The 18,132-nt window shown below is 57.8% G+C and carries 9 protein-coding genes; 5 read left to right on the top strand and 4 right to left on the bottom strand.

Features of this window, described 5'->3' with window-relative positions; all coding sequences use genetic code 11:
- The first annotated feature begins 28 nt into the window (after nt 1-28).
- The 4 genes from gyrA to clpB all read left to right on the top strand — a co-directional run bounded on the left by gyrA (nt 29) and on the right by clpB (nt 8,076).
- A complete protein-coding gene (gyrA, locus tag H8709_RS07305) occupies nt 29-2,539 on the top strand; it encodes a DNA gyrase subunit A (protein WP_262397726.1) in 2,511 nt (836 codons plus the stop codon).
- Nucleotides 2,540-2,891: 352 nt separating this feature from the next.
- Entirely contained in the window at nt 2,892-3,986 is a 1,095-nt protein-coding gene (locus H8709_RS07300; RefSeq protein WP_262397725.1) for a CPBP family intramembrane glutamic endopeptidase, read from the top strand.
- Nucleotides 3,987-3,997: 11 nt separating this feature from the next.
- Nucleotides 3,998-4,483, top strand: a complete 486-nt coding sequence (gene tadA / locus H8709_RS07295; protein WP_262397724.1) for a tRNA adenosine(34) deaminase TadA — start codon at nt 3,998-4,000, stop codon at nt 4,481-4,483.
- A gap of 965 nt (nt 4,484-5,448) precedes the next feature.
- Complete coding sequence (clpB, locus tag H8709_RS07290) at nt 5,449-8,076, top strand: ATP-dependent chaperone ClpB (RefSeq protein WP_262397723.1); 2,628 nt, start codon at nt 5,449-5,451, stop codon at nt 8,074-8,076.
- Nucleotides 8,077-8,194: 118 nt separating this feature from the next.
- Here the strand turns inward: clpB and H8709_RS07285 are convergent, their stop codons facing one another.
- From H8709_RS07285 to H8709_RS07275, 3 genes are all read right to left on the bottom strand, one after another.
- Nucleotides 8,195-9,115 (bottom strand): class II fructose-bisphosphate aldolase, encoded by a 921-nt coding sequence (locus H8709_RS07285; RefSeq protein ID WP_262397722.1) that lies wholly within the window; start codon nt 9,113-9,115, stop codon nt 8,195-8,197.
- Nucleotides 9,116-9,442: 327 nt separating this feature from the next.
- Complete coding sequence (locus tag H8709_RS07280) at nt 9,443-9,874, bottom strand: acyl-CoA thioesterase (protein ID WP_262397721.1); 432 nt, start codon at nt 9,872-9,874, stop codon at nt 9,443-9,445.
- 14 nt (nt 9,875-9,888) lie between these two features.
- Nucleotides 9,889-10,068, bottom strand: coding sequence for a hypothetical protein (locus H8709_RS07275; RefSeq protein WP_262397720.1), 180 nt, complete (start codon nt 10,066-10,068; stop codon nt 9,889-9,891).
- A 115-nt stretch (nt 10,069-10,183) separates the two neighbouring features.
- Between H8709_RS07275 and H8709_RS07270 the strand changes: the two genes are divergently transcribed.
- Entirely contained in the window at nt 10,184-10,420 is a 237-nt protein-coding gene (locus H8709_RS07270) for an AbrB/MazE/SpoVT family DNA-binding domain-containing protein (RefSeq protein ID WP_262397719.1), read from the top strand.
- A 107-nt stretch (nt 10,421-10,527) separates the two neighbouring features.
- Here the strand turns inward: H8709_RS07270 and H8709_RS07265 are convergent, their stop codons facing one another.
- Nucleotides 10,528-17,967 carry an MBG domain-containing protein gene (locus H8709_RS07265; RefSeq protein ID WP_262397718.1) on the bottom strand — a complete coding sequence of 2,480 codons (7,440 nt, stop codon included), beginning with the start codon at nt 17,965-17,967 and terminating at the stop codon, nt 10,528-10,530.
- Between the last annotated feature and the right edge of the window lie 165 nt (nt 17,968-18,132).

Genomic DNA, 18,132 nt, shown 5'->3' with positions numbered 1-18,132 from the left:
ATAAACGAAGATTTAGGGTGAAAAAACCATGAACAACAATGACTCCAAAGTCATCACCGTTGACATCGAAAAGGAAATGAAAAAGGCCTATCTGGAATATTCTATGTCGGTCATCGTCGGACGGGCGCTTCCGGATGTCAGAGACGGGCTCAAGCCCGTCCATCGCCGGATTCTCTACACCTTCCACGAAAACGGCCTGGGCCCAGATAAGGCCTACCGCAAGTGCGCCGACACCGTCGGTTCCGTGTTGGGCCGGTACCATCCCCACGGCGACGCCTCGGTCTATGACGCCATGGTGCGTTTGGCACAGGATTTCTCCATGCGCTATCCCCTGGTGGACGGCCACGGCAACTTCGGTTCTGTGGACGGCGACCCACCGGCCGCCTACCGTTATACCGAGAGCCGCATGAGTAAAATTGCCACCAAACTCCTGACCGATATCGAAAAAGAGACGGTGGACTTTGTCCCCAACTACGACGACCGCCTCAAAGAACCGGCGGTCCTCCCCTCCCGCTTCCCCAACCTCCTGGTCAACGGCTCCACCGGTATCGCGGTGGGCATGGCCACCAATATCCCGCCCCACAACCTCAGAGAGGTCATCGACGGGGCCTGCTATCTCATCGATAACCCCGAATGTGACCTCATCGACCTCATGGAATTTATCCACGGTCCCGACTTCCCCACCGGCGGCATCATCATGGGCCGGGCCGGAATCCGGGCCGCCTATCAGACCGGCCGGGGTCGGCTGATCGTCCGGGCGAGAGCCTCCATCGAGGAGGGCAAAAAGAACCGGATGCGGATTGTGGTCACCGAGCTTCCCTATATGGTCAACAAGGCCCGGCTGATCGAATCCATCGCCAATTTGGTCAAGGAAAAACGCATCGACGGCATTTCCGATCTGCGGGACGAATCGGACCGGGAAGGCATGCGGATTGTCATTGAGCTCAAAAAGGACGCCAACGCCCAGGTGGTCCTCAATCAGCTCTATTCTTTCACCCAGCTCCAGGACACCTGCGGGGTCATCATGTTGGCGCTCCACGACGGCGCGCCCAAGGTCATGGGCCTCAAAGAGGTCCTGACCCACTACATCCACTTCCAGTTTGAAGTCATCACCCGCCGCACCGAGTACGATCTGCGCAAGGCAAGGGAACGGGCCCACATCTTGGAGGGCCTCAAAATCGCGCTGGACTTTATCGACGAGGTGGTGGCCCTCTTGCGGGCGGCCAAATCCATCGCCGAGGGAAAGGAGCAGCTCATGGAGCGCTTCGGGCTCACCGAGGTGCAGGCCGCGGCCATTGTGGCCATGCGTCTGGGACAGCTCACCGGCTTGGAGCGGCAAAAGATCGAGGATGAGCTGGCGGCGCTCAAAGAGAAGATCCAGGAACTCATGGGTATCCTGGCTGACGAAGACAAGGTCTACGCCATTGTCAAAGAGGAGCTCCAGGAGATCAGGGATAAATTCGGCGACGAACGCCGGACGGAGATCCAATCGGTGTCCGGAGAAGTGGACATCGAGGACCTCATCCCCGAAGAGGACTGCGTGGTCACCCTGACCCACTTCGGCTATATCAAGCGCCAAGCGGTGGATTCCTACCGGACCCAGCGCCGTGGCGGCCGTGGCATCTCGGGTATGACTACCCGGGAGGAAGATTTTGTGGAGGATCTCTATATCTCCTCCACCCACGATTATCTCTTGTTCTTAACCAGCAAGGGACGGATGTACCGGCTCAAATGCTATGAGATCCCGGAGAGCTCTAGGACCTCCAAGGGTGTGAATATCGTCAATCTCCTTCCCTTAGAAGGAGACGAGAAGATCGCTTCCATGATCAAATTGGATTCTCCCGATCAGGACGGGTTCTTGGTCATGGTCACCCGCCACGGCATCATCAAGCGCACGGCCATCAGCGCCTTCCGCAATATCCGTAAGTCCGGTCTCATCGCCGTCACCATCGACGAAGGCGACGAGCTGGCTTGGGTACGGCTCACCAGCGGTCAGAACGACCTCATTGTGGCCACCAAGAACGGCATGTCCATCAAATTTAACGAGAACGATGTGCGGCCCATGGGACGAAGCGCCCGGGGTGTCAAAGCCATTACCTTGGACGAAGGGGACGTGGTGGTCGGCATGGCCCGGATCCGGGAGGGCGCTACCCTCCTCACCGTCTCGGATAAGGGACTGGGCCGCCGCAGCCGTCTGGACGATTACCGGATGCAGAGCCGGGGCGGCAAGGGCATCAAGAATTATAAGGTCAGCGAACAAAAGGGCCATGTGGCAGGGGTCAAGGTGGTGGATGACGACGACGATGTGATCATGATCACCGACGGCGGCGTCATTATCCGCATCCCGGTCAGCCAAATCCCGGTTCACTCCCGGTACGGCACCGGCGTCAAGTGCATGCGTGTCACCGACGACACCAGTGTGGTCACGTTGGCCCGGGCTCCCAAGGAGATGGAGGTCGAGGAGGAGGAAGCTCCTTCCGAAGAGGCCGAAGGTTCTGAGGAAAGCGCGAGCGCCCAAACGCCCACAGAGGAAGAATAGATCAACAAAGGCCGTGTCCTTCTTGGGACACGGCCTTTTCTGCGCCTACCGGCGAGGCAGACGCGCCCTAGGTTTCCTTCGAGCCACTGCCGCGGCGCCCGCGCTTTTGTTGCCACGCCAAAAGCGCGTCATGCCCCAGCGGCAGCTGGCGCGGACCTCCGGTCGGGCAGACGCGCCCTAGGTTTCCTTCGCGCCACAGCCGCGACGCACGCGCTTTTGTTTCCAACGATGCCAAGACGCGACTTGCTCCGGCGCAGCCGGTGTTCATATTTATGACGTTTTTTTTGGGAAACACTTATGATATAATAGAATCCAATTCATCTTTATGGTCTGTGGATGGGAGGTGTTAAGCTTGGACAATCCTTATAACCAGCCGGGTTCTGGACCCAATGGGCATCCTATGCCTACTTACGGCCCTCAGGATGATGAATATACCTATGTTTCTGGTTTTGGCTTTGTTCCCACGCCCCCGGATGTGGCGGAGAAGCAGTCGCTGCGCTCCCACGGCAGTGCATTGGGCATCACCTTTGTGATTTATCTGCTCTTTTTGAGTTTTGCTCCCAGAATCATCACCCTGTTTTTTGCGGCGCTTCTTAAAAATGCTATGATTACCAGCGACGGATTGCTGGTGGCCCATCCCGCCGTCTATCAGATCATCAATATCGTCATCTCGGTGGTCGTTTATTTGGTGCCGTTCCTTTTCATCTACCGGCTGTCGGTCAAGGAAAAGAGGCACAACGTCTATCCCATGCGGGTTACCAGCCGCGGTATTATGATTCTTTCCATCCCGGTATCCCTGGCCATCGCGATGGTGTCCATGGTGGGTACCAATGTACTGATCGAACTCTCCTCTCTGCTCGGGGTCAATGCCAGCAGTGAGCTGGCCGTGGTTCCGCCGGCGGAACCGGTGGCCCTCACCCTTTTCATCATCAACATGACCGTGGTCCCCGCCGTCATGGAGGAATTGGTCTTCCGCGGCGTGATCATGCAGTCCCTGCGCAAATTTTCCGACCCCATGGCCCTGTTTGTCTCGGCTTCCCTCTTTAGCTTGGCACATATGAGCTTTGTCAAAATTCCCTATACCTTCCTGTTGGGACTGTGTCTCGGCTATTTTGTCATGCGCACGGGGAGCCTGCTCACCGGTATGCTCATCCATTTTGCCAATAATGCCTATGTCCTTGCCGTGAAACTGGTTGGCAGCAACATGCCATCGGCGGTGGTGCCCATTTTCGAAAATATCATGAGCATCGTCCTCATCATTGTGGGCTTTGTGGCCTTGCTCCTGCTCATCAACCGCTATGACAATATGTTTACGCTGCGGCCCAATCACGGCTATCTGCGGGTCTATGAACAGCTGCGGTCCTTCGCCGCCGCGCCCGCCATGGCCATTGCCGTGATCATGCTGGTCATGCTGATCAGTTATCCCTATTTTGTCGCCATAGGCTAAAGGAGTGCCCCATGGAAAGTCAAAAAGCATTGGATGAGAAATATATGCGCCTCGCCTTGGAAGAGGCGCAGAAGGCCGCAGAATTAGGCGAGGCGCCCATCGGCGCGGTAGTGGTGCGGGAGGATGAAGTCATCGCCCGGGCCCACAATTTGAGAGAGACGCAAAAAAACGCGCTGGCCCACGCGGAAATCCTGGCGATTGAAAACGCCTGCAAGGCGCTGGGCGGCTGGCGGCTGACCCGCTGCACCCTCTATGTCACTTTGGAGCCCTGCCCCATGTGTGCGGGCGCGATGGTGAATGCCCGGCTGCCCCGGGTGGTATTCGGCGCCAAGGACGCAAAGGCCGGGGTCTGCGGTTCGGTGTGTTCTCTCTTTGCCATGCCCTTTAACCACCGTCCGGCGGTGACAAGCGGCGTGCTGGAAGAGGAATGTACCGCAATTCTATCTCAATTTTTCCAAAAATTACGGGAAAAAAGACAAAAAGATAGGATAAAATGAGAAATAAAACTGTTAATGATTTTCATGATTTTTGTTTTAACTTTGTTCATCACAGTTTTCTGCAAGCTGATATAATGAAAGTGTAGAGAACATCAGATTTTATTGCTGGGTTCTCTGTCAATCCCCCTCCTTTATAATTAACTCCATACTACCTTTACTTGCGACGGGTTTTTTAACCCGTCATTTTTTTGTCCCCAGCTGCCGCTGGAGGATGGCGCGGACCTCCGGTCGGGTAGACGCGCTCGAAATTCCCTTTCAAACCACCGTCGCGTAGCTCACATTTCTATTGCCAACGCGCCACAGCGCGGTGCGGGAGCGGGCGCCGCCCGCCGCCGGCAGGCGTGGGGAACGCGGCAGCGCGAAGAAAATGAAGAGCGCGACAAGTTCCGGCGGCAGGCGGCGCCTATACTTTTTGTAAAGAGGGGGACGAAAGTCCCCCTTGATTTTTCAACTCCGCGAAATTTTTAGTTTCCACATTTTTAACAGGGGTTCTGGGGAAAATAAAAACGGATGTTCCTAGAAAAATCCTGATATTTTCAAGGTTTTTGTGGGGCAAGCCCCGCCACCTTTAAACAGTTTCCACCGAGTTATCCACGGGAAAATCTCAATTTTGAGAAAAACAGTGGAAAAGTCGGTGGAATATGTTTAAAACCCAAATTTAATACGTTGGGTAGCATATCCACTATTTCTTGATTTTTTAGAGAAAAAAACTACAAGATCTTGAAGAATGGCGGGTTTTGCAAATAGTATAATTTTTTGTGGGCGTCCTCTTGATGGCCCGCCTATAAATGGAAAAAGGATGGGCTTCCTTACAAATTAGCACTCTATTATAGCGAGTGCTAATTTTTACAGTTTGGCAATAATTTACCCACGAAATCTTCATGTCTAGCCGGTATACTTAAATTCGTGAGAAAAGCTATTCTTGACGATCAGGGCCGGCCGGCCCGCAAGGAGGGAACCATTTGATGAATGCACAAAAATTTACCCAGAAGTCCCTGGAAGCCATCCAGGAGGCGCAGCAAATTAGTATAGAGAACCAGAATATGCAGATCACCCAGGAGCACCTGCTTTCGGCGCTCTTGGGGCAGGAAAACGGCCTCATTCCTGAGCTTTTGCTCAAAATGCAGGTGGACGTGGAGGGGATGAAGTCCAGATTACAAAGCATGATCGCTTCCATGCCCCGGGTGACGGGCCCGGGCCGGGACCCGGAGAAAATCTATGTGGCTCCCGATGTGGACGCCGTCCTCATCCAGGCGGAGAAGCTGGCGGACAACATGAAGGATGAATATGTCTCGGTGGAGCACATTTTCCTCTCCCTGCTCTCCCAGGCAAACAGCAACTTGCAGCAGCTTTTTAAAGACTACCATATCCAAAAGGACCATGTCCTCAAAGTGCTGGCGGGGGTACGGGGCGCCACCCGGGTGACCAGCCAGAGCCCGGAGGAAACCTACGACGCGCTGAAAAAATACGGCGACGACCTGGTGGAACGGGCCCGCAATCAGAAGCTGGACCCCATCATCGGCCGGGACGACGAAATCCGCAACGTCATCCGCATCCTCTCCCGCAAGAGCAAAAATAACCCGGTCCTCATCGGCGAGCCGGGCGTCGGCAAGACCGCCATCGCCGAGGGCTTGGCCCAACGGATTGTGCGGGGCGACGTCCCCCATTCCCTCAAAGATAAAACCATCTTCTCCCTGGATATGGGCTCCCTCATCGCGGGCGCCAAATACCGGGGCGAGTTTGAGGAGCGCCTCAAAGCGGTGCTCGCGGAAATTAAAAAGAGCGAAGGCAAGATCATCCTCTTTATCGACGAGCTGCACACCATTGTGGGCGCGGGCAAGACCGAGGGCGCCATGGACGCGGGCAACCTGTTAAAGCCCATGCTGGCCAGGGGCGAGCTTCACTGCATCGGCGCCACCACCTTAAACGAATACCGCCAGTACATCGAAAAGGACCCGGCCCTGGAGCGCCGGTTCCAGCCGGTGCTGGTGAGTGAACCCACGGTGGAGGACACCATCGCCATCCTCCGGGGACTCAAAGAGCGGTACGAGGTCTATCACGGCGTCAAAATCCAGGACAACGCCATCATCGCCGCCGCCACCCTCTCCAACCGCTATATCACCGACCGTTTCCTCCCCGACAAGGCCATTGACCTGGTCGACGAGGCCTGCGCCATGATCCGCACCGAGATCGATTCCATGCCCACCGAGCTGGACGTCATCCAGCGCAAGATCATCCAGCATGAGATCGAGGAGGCGGCGCTCAAGAAAGAGAAGGACGCCCTCTCCCAAGAGCATCTGAAAGAGATCCAGAAGGAACTCAGCGACATGCGGGAGCGTTTTAATGCCATGAAGGCCCAGTGGGACAACGAAAAGGCCTCCATCGGCAAGGTCCAGAAGCTCCGGGAACAGCTGGAAGAACTCAATCAGCAGATCGAGAAGGCCGAGCGGGAGTATGACCTCAACAAAGCCGCCGAGCTCAAATACGGCAGGCTCCCCGCCCTCAAAAAACAGCTGGAGGAAGAGGAGGCCGCGGCCCGCACCGAGAAGAAGGACTCCCTGCTGCGGGACAAGGTCACCGAGGGAGAGATTGCCCGGATTGTGGAGCGCTGGACCGGTATCCCGGTGGCGCGGCTCATGGAGGGAGAACGGGAGAAGCTCCTGCACCTGGACGATATCCTCCACAAACGGATCATCGGCCAAAACGAGGCCGTCTCCCGGGTCACCGACGCCATCATCCGCTCCCGGGCGGGCATCCAGGACCCGGACCGGCCCATCGGCTCCTTCCTGTTCCTGGGGCCCACCGGCGTGGGCAAAACCGAGCTTGCCAAGGCGCTGGCCGAGTGTCTCTTTGACGACGAGCGCAACCTTGTGCGCATCGACATGAGCGAGTATATGGAGAAATACTCCGTCTCCCGCCTCATTGGAGCGCCTCCGGGATATGTGGGCTATGAGGAGGGCGGCCAGCTCACCGAGGCGGTGCGCCGCAAGCCCTACTCGGTCATCCTCTTTGACGAGGTGGAAAAGGCCCACCCGGACGTCTTCAACGTCCTCCTGCAAGTCCTCGACGACGGGCGCATTACCGATTCCCAGGGCCGTACGGTGGACTTTAAAAACACCATCATTATCCTGACTTCCAACCTGGGGAGCCAGTACCTCTTGGACGGCATCGACGAGGACGGCAACATCACGCTGGAAGCGGAGGAACAGGTGGAGGAGCTGCTGCGACGCTCCTTCCGGCCCGAGTTCTTAAACCGTCTTGACGAGATCGTCTTCTATAAGCCGCTGACCAAGGCCGATATCACCCAAATTATCGACCTGCTGGTGGCGGACCTGAATGGGCGGCTCTCCGACAAGCAGCTCTCCTGCGAGCTGACACAGGAAGCTAAAGACTTCATCATTGACAGCGCCTACGACCCGGTCTACGGCGCGCGGCCCCTGAGAAGGTATGTCCAGCACCATGTGGAGACCCTCATTGGCCGTCAAATCATCGGCGAGGACATCCTGCCCGGCTCCCGTCTGCGCATTGTATTAAAAGACGGCGCCTTGGCGGTGGAGGTCCTCTCCCCCGCCCCCCTGGAAACAGTGGAATAAGAAAAAAGCGCGAGCTTTAAGCTCGCGCTTTTTTTATACTTGGACCTGGGCGCAGGGTAGCCACGCCCGATGCGCAAAAGAACAGCTGTGAAAGCAGCTGTTCTTTTTATGTATCAAATCAGCCTTCGCCGCCGGCGCCCAGAAGCTTGCTCGCGGCGGTGCAGTCAACTCTCTCGACCTTCCAGGTCTTGCCGTCGGAGCCCAGGCACTTGATCATTTCCAGCGCCTTTTCCATGTAGGCCTCCTGGATATACTGCCAGATGTTGTACGCATTGGCCCCGGAGAAATCCCGTTTCGCCAGATCCTTGACGATATGATCCATAAAGTCGAAGCCCATGTTGACCTTGTTGATGCCCACGGTACTGGCCTGATGCAGGTCTTCGTGGCTAACGCCGGAGCTGCCGTGGATGACCAGGGGCAGGCCGCCCACTTTCTTCTTAATGGCCTTGATGCGGTCATAGTCCAGCTTCGGGGTGGAAGTATAGACGCCGTGGGCGGTGCCGACGGCGACGGCCAGGCAGTCGATGCCGGTGCGGTCCACGAAATCTTTGGCCAGGGCGGGGTCGGTGTACATGGAGGCGCCGTCCTCCGCATAATTGGACCCGGATCCCACATGGCCCAGCTCGGATTCCACCGTCACGCCCATGGAATGGGCAATTTTGGCGAGGATGGCGGTCTCTTTGACGTTCTCTTCATAGGGGAGGGAAGAGCGATCCACCATGACGGAAGTAAAGCCCGCTTTGATCGCGCACATAATTTCGGTGGTGACCTCTTCAAAGGATTTGTGGACATCGCCGCCGTGATCCAGATTCACAGCGACAGGGACTGCGGTCTGTTCGGCAATCTCCACCAGGTTGTGGCCGGTGACAACGATATCCTTGGTCGATCCCACGCTCAGATCGATGATCATGGGGGACCCCAGCTTTTCCGCCGCCGCAATGGCCGCCCGGGTATCCAGTTCGCTGAAAACATTGGGTGCGACCACCGCATAATTGCCGGCGCTCGCGCGGTCCAGGATTTCCTTCATGGTGACTAACATTTCTTATACCTCCTCATGTCTATGATGACCTTGCTTATACTCAGTATATCCCTGCCGCCAGCCCCCGTCAAGAATTTGGACCCGCGCATTGTAGATGGCACAAGTATTTATTTTTTCGATACGCAGACGAGACCCGCCGCAGGCGCGCCCGAGGTTTTCTTCGCGCCGCCCGCGCCACCTACCGGTGGGGGACGCCGGACAGTCGCGGCGGTCACGCCGCCTCAAAGCACACGGAGGAGAAAACAAGGCGTTGTCAGCGCCATCGTCACGCCTTGGCAGGGCCCGCTGCCATGTCGCGGTGTCCGCACTAGAATTATTGCTATCGCGTTACAGCGCGGTATCCCCCACCGGCGGGTGGGCCATCTTTTCATAGAGATCGGGGAACTTGCGCTTCATATTGATGGGCCGGAAGGTGGCGGCGTCCACCCAGGCGTGGGTGGTGGAGCCGGTGTTGCAGGGCCTCTCCTCCCCCACGTGGTAGATTTCATAGCAAAACTGGATGCGGGCCGGGGTGAGCCGCCCGATGGTCACCCGGACCACCAGCTCGTCCTCGTACCGGGTCACCCCGTGGTAGTGACAGGTAAGCTCGATGAGGGGGGTCATGACGCCCATGCGCTCCATCTCGGAATAGGTGATGCCCAGTTGCTTGATGAAGTCCGTCCGGGCCACCTCGTACCAGATGGGATACACCGCGTGATGGGTGACGCCCATCTGGTCGGTCTCCGCGTAACGGACGGTGATGCGGCTTTCAGAAATCATGGTTGCTCCTCCCCTCAGTCCTCCCCGGGAAGGACGATCTCTCCATGTTCCTTCTCGAACTCGGCAATTCTCTTTTTCATGAGTTGTTCAATCTCTTTGTTCTTTGATCGACCCTCATATTCCGCGATGAAGCCGAGTTTGTCGAGTAGCCGCCAGTTGATGCGCATGGTGTATCTGACGATTTCATTAGACATTATTTTGACTCCTCCTTGACGAAGTATTGACTAAATTATGGAGTCATATATAATGAAACTAAGGAAATGACGTCTATATGACGAATAAATGACGAACAAAGGAGAGCCAAAACTTATGAATATAGCGAAGATTGATGCCGTGGGACGCTTTGTCATTCCCAAGGAGATACGCTACAAGCTTGATATCCAGCCAGGCGATCCGGTGTCCATGGTGATGCAGGGGGAATACGTCTATGTCAAAAAAGTGCTGCCGGAATGCGTTTTCTGCGGCGAGACCCAAAATCTCACCGCGTTTCATGGAAAGCTGATTTGTGAGAAATGCATCACCATCCTCACCCAATATTATTTCTAGCACAGCCAAGTTGCAAATTTAATCTAGGGCGCGACATGTCCCGCCGCAGGCGGCAAAAAAGCCAGCCGCTCAAAAGAGCGGCTGGCTTTTGTTAAAAACGGAAGGGATTATGCTTTGGTCTCGTCTTCTTCGTCCATCTCTTCGTCTTTTCTGCCCTTGATGCTCAGAATCGCGATGACGATCTGAACCAGAGCGATCAGAGCCATGAGAAGGGTCCATCTGTCAACGAGAACCATCGGGTTTCTCATGTTTTCCGTCAGGATGAAGGCGATGACTGCGCCCAGTGCCGGAACGATGCTCAGGAGTCTCCAGAAGCCTTTGCGTTTGAGCACGTGGTTGAGCTTCGCTTCTTCATTCTCGCGGCGGATGCGCTGCTGTTCCTCGTCCTCGTCGTCCTCCTTGTTCTTCTTGCCGATGAAGTAGAAGATGAGGAGCAAGAGCATGATAATCGCTGTCGCAATGGTGAGCAGCAGGTTGATCAGTGCCCAGACGGGTGTCGGTGTCGCTGCCAGCGGCACATCCGGCTCATCAATGACGGTGCGGTCGGAGGTGACGGGCAGGCTGGCGATGGGAACATCAGGCTCGTCGATGCTGACGGTGGGAGTGGTTACCGGGGCGGCTGGCGTGGTGACGGGCGAAACCGGTGTTGTTGCCGGAGGCGCTGTGACCGGAGCCGGTCCCGGGGTGGTGGTGGCCGGAGGCGTCGGATCGGTGGTAGTGGAAGGACGGGTGGTAATCGGTCTCGACGTGGAGGCCGCCGTGATGCGCAGGACGCCGTCCACAACAGTGATGTTGTAGTTGGCATTGGGCGTGTAGGTGGCGGTGATGGCGTAGGTGCCAACCCCTTCCCCTTCCGCACGGGTGAGGGTGTATTCTAGGGTGTCGTCGCCGATGAGCCCTTCGACGGTGGCGGTGAAGTCCGGATCCGCGCTGCCCGCCACCTTAGTCTGATCGTCCACGGTGATGACGGCGTCTTTCGGGGTGATTTCCAGTTCGCCGGGTACTACCGTCAGGTCGTAGTTGCCGTTTTGACCCAGGATGACGTTGATAGCGTAGTGGTTCACATCCTCGCCGGGAGCGCGGTTAAAGGTGGTGAGGAGGGTGTCCTCGCCCACCAGCGCGCCGTCCAGACGGATGGTGAAGTCGGGATCCGCGTCGCCGTAGGTCTTGCTGGCGCTTTCCACATAAACGGTCAGTGCTTTCTGGCTGATGGTAAAGGTGGCGCCCGTGGCCGTCACGTTGTAGTTTTTGTTGGACGTGTAGGAAACGGTGATGTCACAGGGTCCCACATTCTCGCCGGGGGTACGGGAGACGGTGTAGGCGATGGATTCGCCCGGTACGAGGCCGCTTACCTTGGCGGTGAGGGCCGGATCGGGGTCGCCGTAGGTCTTGCCCGCGTTGTCGGCGGTGATGGTCACGGAGGCTTTCTCGATGACGAGGGAGCCGGGCTTTGTGGAGATGACGTAGTTTTCGGTGACGTCCGTTTTGCCGTCCATGATGACCGGTTTGCCTTTGACGTTCACTTCATAAGTGCCCGCGTTTTTCTCGGTAACGGAGGCGGAAACACCGGAAAGGGTGTGGCCTGCGAGGAGACCGGAATAGGTGTAGCCGCTGGCGGTCTTTTCAGTGCCGTCGTAGATGTTGCCGGTGCTGGAGTTGGCCGTGATGGTGAGAGCGATGGAAGCCTTCTCGATGACGAGGGTACCGGGCTTCGTGGTGATGTTGTAGTTGCCGGTGACGTTCTCCGAGCCCTTCATGAGGACCGGGGTGCCCTCGACGGTGACGTCGTAGGTGCCCACGTTCTTTTCACTGCGGGAGACGGAGATGCCGGAGAGGCTGTCGCCATCCACGAGTCCGGTCACGTCATAGCCGGAAACGGTCTTTTCGGTGCCGTCGTAGATGTTGCCGGTGCTCGACTTGGCCGTGATGGTCAGGTCCCGTTTGGCGATGGTGAAGGTGCCGTTTACAATATTAACGCTGTAATTGGCGTTTTCTTTAACCGCCGGGATGATGTCATAGAGTCCCGCGTTCTCGCCTGGCGTACGGGTGACGGTGTAATCGATGGATTCACCCGGGACAAGGCCGCTCACCTTGGCGGTGAAGGCTGCCGGGTCCGCGTCGCCGTAGGTCTTGCCCGCGTCGTCGGCGGTGATGGTGAGCGCTTTCTGGCGGATGATCAGGGAGCCGGGGACGGTCAGGATGGTGTAATTTTCACTGACGTCCGTTTTGCCGTCCATGATGACCGGGGTGCCTTCGACGCTTACGTCATAGGTGCCCGCGGCGGTCTCGGTGCGGGAAGCGGAAACACCGGAAAGGGTGTGGCCTTCTAAGAGGCCCTCCACGTCGTAACCGGAGACGGTCTTTTCAGTGCCGTCGTAGGTGTTCTCGGTGCTCGACTTGGCCGTGATGGTCAGAGTCAGGGAGGCCGGTTTGATGATGAGGGTACCGGGAACGGTGGCGATGTTGTAGTTGCCGGTGACGTTCTCCGCGCCTTTCATGATAACCGGATTGCCCTCGACGGTGACATCGTAGGTGCCCACATTCTTTTCACTGCGGGAGGCGGAGACGCCGGAGAGGGTGTCGCCGTCCACGAGTCCGGTCACGTCATAGCCGGAAACGGTCTTTTCGGTGCCGTCGTAGATGTTGCCGGTGCTCGACTTGGCCGTGATGGTCAGGTTCTTCTGGCTGATGGTAAAGGTGGCGCCCGTGGCCGTCACGTTGTAGTTTTTGTTGGACGTGTAGGAAACGGTGATGTCATAGGGTCCCACATTCTCGCCGGGGGTACGGGAGACGGTGTAGGCGATGGATTCGCCCGGTACGAGGCCGCTTACCTTGGCGGTGAGGGCCGGATCGGGGTCGCCGTAGGTCTTGCCCGCGTCGTCGGCCGTGATGGTCACGGAGGCTTTCTCGATGACGAGGGAGCCAGGCTTTGTGGAGATGACATAGTTTTCGGTGACGTCCGTTTTGCCGTCCATGATGACCGGTTTGCCTTTGACGTTCACTTCATAAGTGCTCGCGTTTTTCTCGGTGCGGGAGGCGGAAACACCGGAAAGGGTGTGGCCTTCTAGGAGACCGGAATAGGTGTAGCCGCTGGCGGTCTTTTCAGTGCCGTCGTAGGTGTTGCCGGTGCTGGAGTTGGCCGTAATGGTCAGCTGGATGGCGGCTTTCTCGATGACGAGGGTACCGGGCTTTGTAGTGATGTTGTAGTTGCCGGTGACGTTCTCCGAGCCCTTCATGAGGACCGGGGTGCCCTCGACGGTGACGTCGTAGGTGCCCACATTCTTTTCACTGCGGGAGGCGGAGACGCCGGAGAGGGTGTCGCCGTCCACAAGCCCTGCCACGTCATAGCCGGAGACGGTCTTTTCGGTGCCGTCGTAGATGTTGCCGGTGCTGGAGTTGGCCGTGATGGTCAGGTTCCGTTTGGTGATGGTGAAGGTGCCGTTCTCCGTCTTAACCTTGTAGTTGGTGGTGTCGGAGGCCGTGACCAGGATGTCATAGGGTCCCACATTCTCGCCTGGCGTACGGGTGACGGTGTAGGAGATGGATTCACCCGGGACAAGGCCGCTTACCTTGGCGGTGAGGGCCGGATCGGAGACGCCGTAGGTCTTGCCCGCGTCGTCGGCCGTGATGGTAACTTCACGCTGCTTGATGAGCATGGAGGCGGGTCTCGGAAGGATGTCGTAGTTTTCGGTGACGTCCACATCGCCATCCATGATGACCGGTTTGCCGGTAATCTGTGACAGGTAGGTGCCGGCGATGGTGCCGGTGACGGAAGCGGAGACGCCGGAGAGGGTGTGTCCCTCCAGGAGTCCTTCCACGTCGTAGCCGGAGACGGTGTGGGGCTTGCCGTCGTAGGTGAAGGTGCCGCCGTGTCCGGTGATGATCAGCGGGATGGAAGCCCTCTTGATGATGAGAGTGCCGGGCTTCGTGGTGATGTTGTAGTTTGCGGTGACGTTCTTGCCGCCCTCGGTGATGACCGGGGCGCCCTTGACGTTCACGTCATAGATGCCCGCGTTTTTCTCGGTACGGGAGGCGGAAAGCCCCGCGATCTGCTGGCCTGCCAGAAGACCGGAGTAGGTGTACCCGCTCACGGTTTTGTCCGTGCCGTCATAGATGAAGGTGTTGGAATTGCCGGTGACGGTCAGGTCCCGTTTGCTGATGGTGAAGGTGCCGCCCGTGGCCGTCACGTTATAGTTTTGGTTGGGGGTGTAGGAAACGGTGATGTCATAGGGTCCCACATCCTCACCGGGCTCACGGGAGACGGTGTAGGCGATGGATTCGCCCGGTACGAGGCCGCTTACCTTGGCGGTGAGGGCCGGATCGGGGTCGCCGTAGGTCTTGCCCGCGTCGTCGGCGGTGATGGTCACGGCTCTCTGCTCGATGAGCATGGCGCCGTCCACATAGACAAAGCGGAAATGATCGGTGATATCGGCGCCGTTTGCGTCGGTGACCTTGGGGGTCCCGATGACCTTCACCGGGTAGGTGCCCGCCATGGTGCCGGTGACGGATGCCGAAAGGCCCGTGAGGGTCTCCGTTCCCAGTCCCGTGTAGGTGTAGCCGGTGACCGTCTTGGGGGTGCCGTCATAGGTGAAGGTGTCGCCGTTGCCGAAGACGGTGACCAGGGTCTGTGCCGCGAAGTTGGCGGTATAGGTCTGGCTGGCGGTGACGGTGTCCGGGAAGGAAGGCGTCCAGCCGGTGAAGTAATAGCCGTCATTGGGGATGGGGGTCGGTACGGTGACTGCGTCTCCCCAGGCGGTGCCGCCGGGAATCTCGGTAAAGCTGGTTTCACCCTCGAGGCTGCCCCGCAGCCCTGCTACAAAGGTGACGGAAAAGGTCTGGCGTTTCCATACAGCGTAGAGATGTTCGGTGTCATTGACGATGGTAAACTCATCGCCGGGGAGATAATCGGGCTCGGTGGCCTGCTTTTTCGTGGACCAGCCGAGGAGATCATACCCTTCCCGGGTGAAGATGTCGCCCGCCAGGATGACGGTGTCGTAGCGCTCCACCATCCAGGTGAGGGTCTCGGCGGGAGAACCGTAATTGGCGTCATAGACGAGCCGCGCCACATTGGCCGGGTCCACCCATTTGGCCACCAGGACGGTGTCGCCGTTCATTTCAATCAGGCTGCCGGGGTAGTAGACGGTCCCCTGACCGTCCACCTGCCAGCCCACAAAGACTTTGTTGTCTTTGGAAAGGCCGTCGGCGCCCTTGACCCGGGCCTTGACGCCCAGCGCGTAGGTGTCGGAATCCACCGGGACTTGGCCGGTGGCGCCGCCCGCCTCATAGGTCAGGGTGAAGCCGTCGGTCCGCCACTGGCCGAAGATGGTCAGATCGGAGTGGACCGGGGTCTCCCAGCTGTAGGAGACGGCTCTGGTGGTGCCGGGCAGATACCAATACCAACCCAGGAACACGCCCAGGCCTTCGTAGAATTCGCCCTTGACATAGGTTTCCGGCTCGGTGACGTATTCGCCGTCGGCCAGACCCTGTCTGCCCACCTCTTTGCCGTCCGCCTTTTCGAGGAAGGTGGCGGTAAACTGGTTGGATTCCCACTTGGCGAAGAGCTTCAGGCTGTGCTCGGGCATGGTGGCGCCGGCGAAGTCAAAGGCTTCCCGGTATTCCGCGTCGGTGTACCAGCCCAAGAAGGTGAAGCCTTCCCGCTGGGGGTCGGCGGGCTTCTTCGAGGAGATGTCGCTACCGAATTTGAGCCCGGTGATGGAATCAATCCGGTTGCCGCCCTGGGTGTCGAAGTCGATGGAGAACGCCTGCCGGTTATAGAACAGGTATTGGTGGTAGGAGCCGTCCTCGTCTTTTTGGGGATCGCCCCTCCAGTTGGTCTTCTCCCATTTGGTCCCGGCGGCGGTCATGCCGTCGATGTTCTTCTGGTTAAACAGGGTGACGTAGCCGTTCTCCACGTATTGGGTGTAGGTGGGGTCAGAAACATAGTATTTTCCGTTATACTCCACCGCCCCGGGCACCTTGCCCTCCAGGCTTTCCATCATATATTGGAGGTAGAGGACGACGGTATCCTCGCTCCAAGAGCCATAGATGGTGCGGGAGGTGCCGGACGAGGGCATCATATCCTCGGTCATGGTCACCCGCTTGGAGGTCCAGGTAATATTGCCGGCAGACCAGCCCACAAAGTACCGGTCGGCGTACCCGGAGAGGGTGGCGATCATGCTGGGGTTGCCGGAAGCGTCATAGGAGAGCACCGGCCACAGATCGCTGATGTCCTGCTGGTATTTTGCGGTGATGGTGTACTTGGCGCCGCCGCTTGTGTAGGTACGGCCGCCAAAGTTCATGGTGGCGGTGTAGTAGAGGTAGTTGGGACGCCATTTGGTGCCGACGTTGATCGACGGAGCATTGAGATCGAAGTAGATCGTGTAGAGATCTCTGGCGAAATAGACGTTCACCACCGTGGTGCCGTTGCCGGAAATCACGGCGCTCTGGCTGTGATGGAAGGACGCGTATTTCACCGCGCTGTTATCGGTGGTGGCGTTTTGAGCGGTGATGGTAACCGTATCGCCGGCATAGGCCCGGCGGGTCTCGGTGAACGCGTACCGGTAGCTATCCCGGCTATTTAAGTCCGCCGTATTGGGGAGGTTGGGCGCCTCCAGCCAGTAGACCACGGTGTAAGTCACCCACTCTTGCTCCCATACGGCATAGAGGGTGGTGTCCGAAGAGACGCTCTGGGAGAAGTCGAAAGCCTCTCCGCCGGGCGTGAGGGACCAGTGGCTGAAACGGTAGCCGGCGCGGGTGGGGTCCTCCGGACGGGTAATGAATCCGCCCACGTCCACTAGCTGCGGCGGCACGTAAGAGCCCTGGGAATCGAAATAGACGTAGAAGAGGTCCCTAAAGTGGGGGGTGAGGGTCAGATTCGAGGTAACCGGCTGGCTGAAGTCGTAAAGGCTGCCGTCCAGATACCAGCTCTCGAACACTTGGCCCGCGGGGGCTACTACGTCCACGGTGGTGGCGGCGACGGTGCCGCCGCGTTTGACTTCCTTGGAATCAATGACCTTGCCGTCCGCGTTTAAGAACTTGACCAGATAGGTGTCCTTGAATACGGCGTGGAGGGAGATATCCCCGGTAATGGGGGTATTCTCAAAATCAAAGGGGGTATTGTCCTCTTTGAACCATCCGGCAAAGGAGGTCATATCCGCGGGAATCGGTGGGATGGCCGGCTCCACACAAAGTTTCCCCTCCGCCACCTGAGTGACGGTGTAAGTCTCGCCGCCGCCGATGAGGAAGGTAACATTGTAATACACGGTATCTTCCCCCGGCAGGGAGTTGGAGGCGGTTGTTGTGGTCGGCGCATCTTGAGGGCGCTGCCCATTGACGCTACCGGCTGGTGGACCCGACGAGGTGTCCGGGGCCGGAGTAGTGACATTCGTCCCCGAGGTGACAGCGGTTGTAACAGCCGGAGCAGATTGGCCAGGCTGCTGGGTGGTGTTGGATGCAGGCACCGTCACGTCCGAGGGGGCCAGGGCGGTGACGGGAAATGCGCTGAGGACCATCATCATTGCGAGCAGTACGGCCAAAAATCTTTTCATGAAGCAGTACCTCCTTTCTTTTGTATCAAATAGGTGGGTTTTTTTATCCATCAGTAATTCCCCCTACTAACAGTGGAATCGTGGGATACCTCCCGCGCGTCTGGCTTATACAGTGACAAAGGGAGGTATAACGCCACTGTCTGTTTATAGTATAAAGCGGCCTGG

It is taken from the genome of Zongyangia hominis, from assembly GCF_014385095.1.
In the GTDB taxonomy this organism is placed as follows: Bacteria; Bacillota; Clostridia; order Oscillospirales; family Ruminococcaceae; genus Zongyangia; species Zongyangia hominis.
Note: the sequence above shows the minus strand (reverse complement) of the source record. Positions and strands in the feature narration are given on the sequence as shown.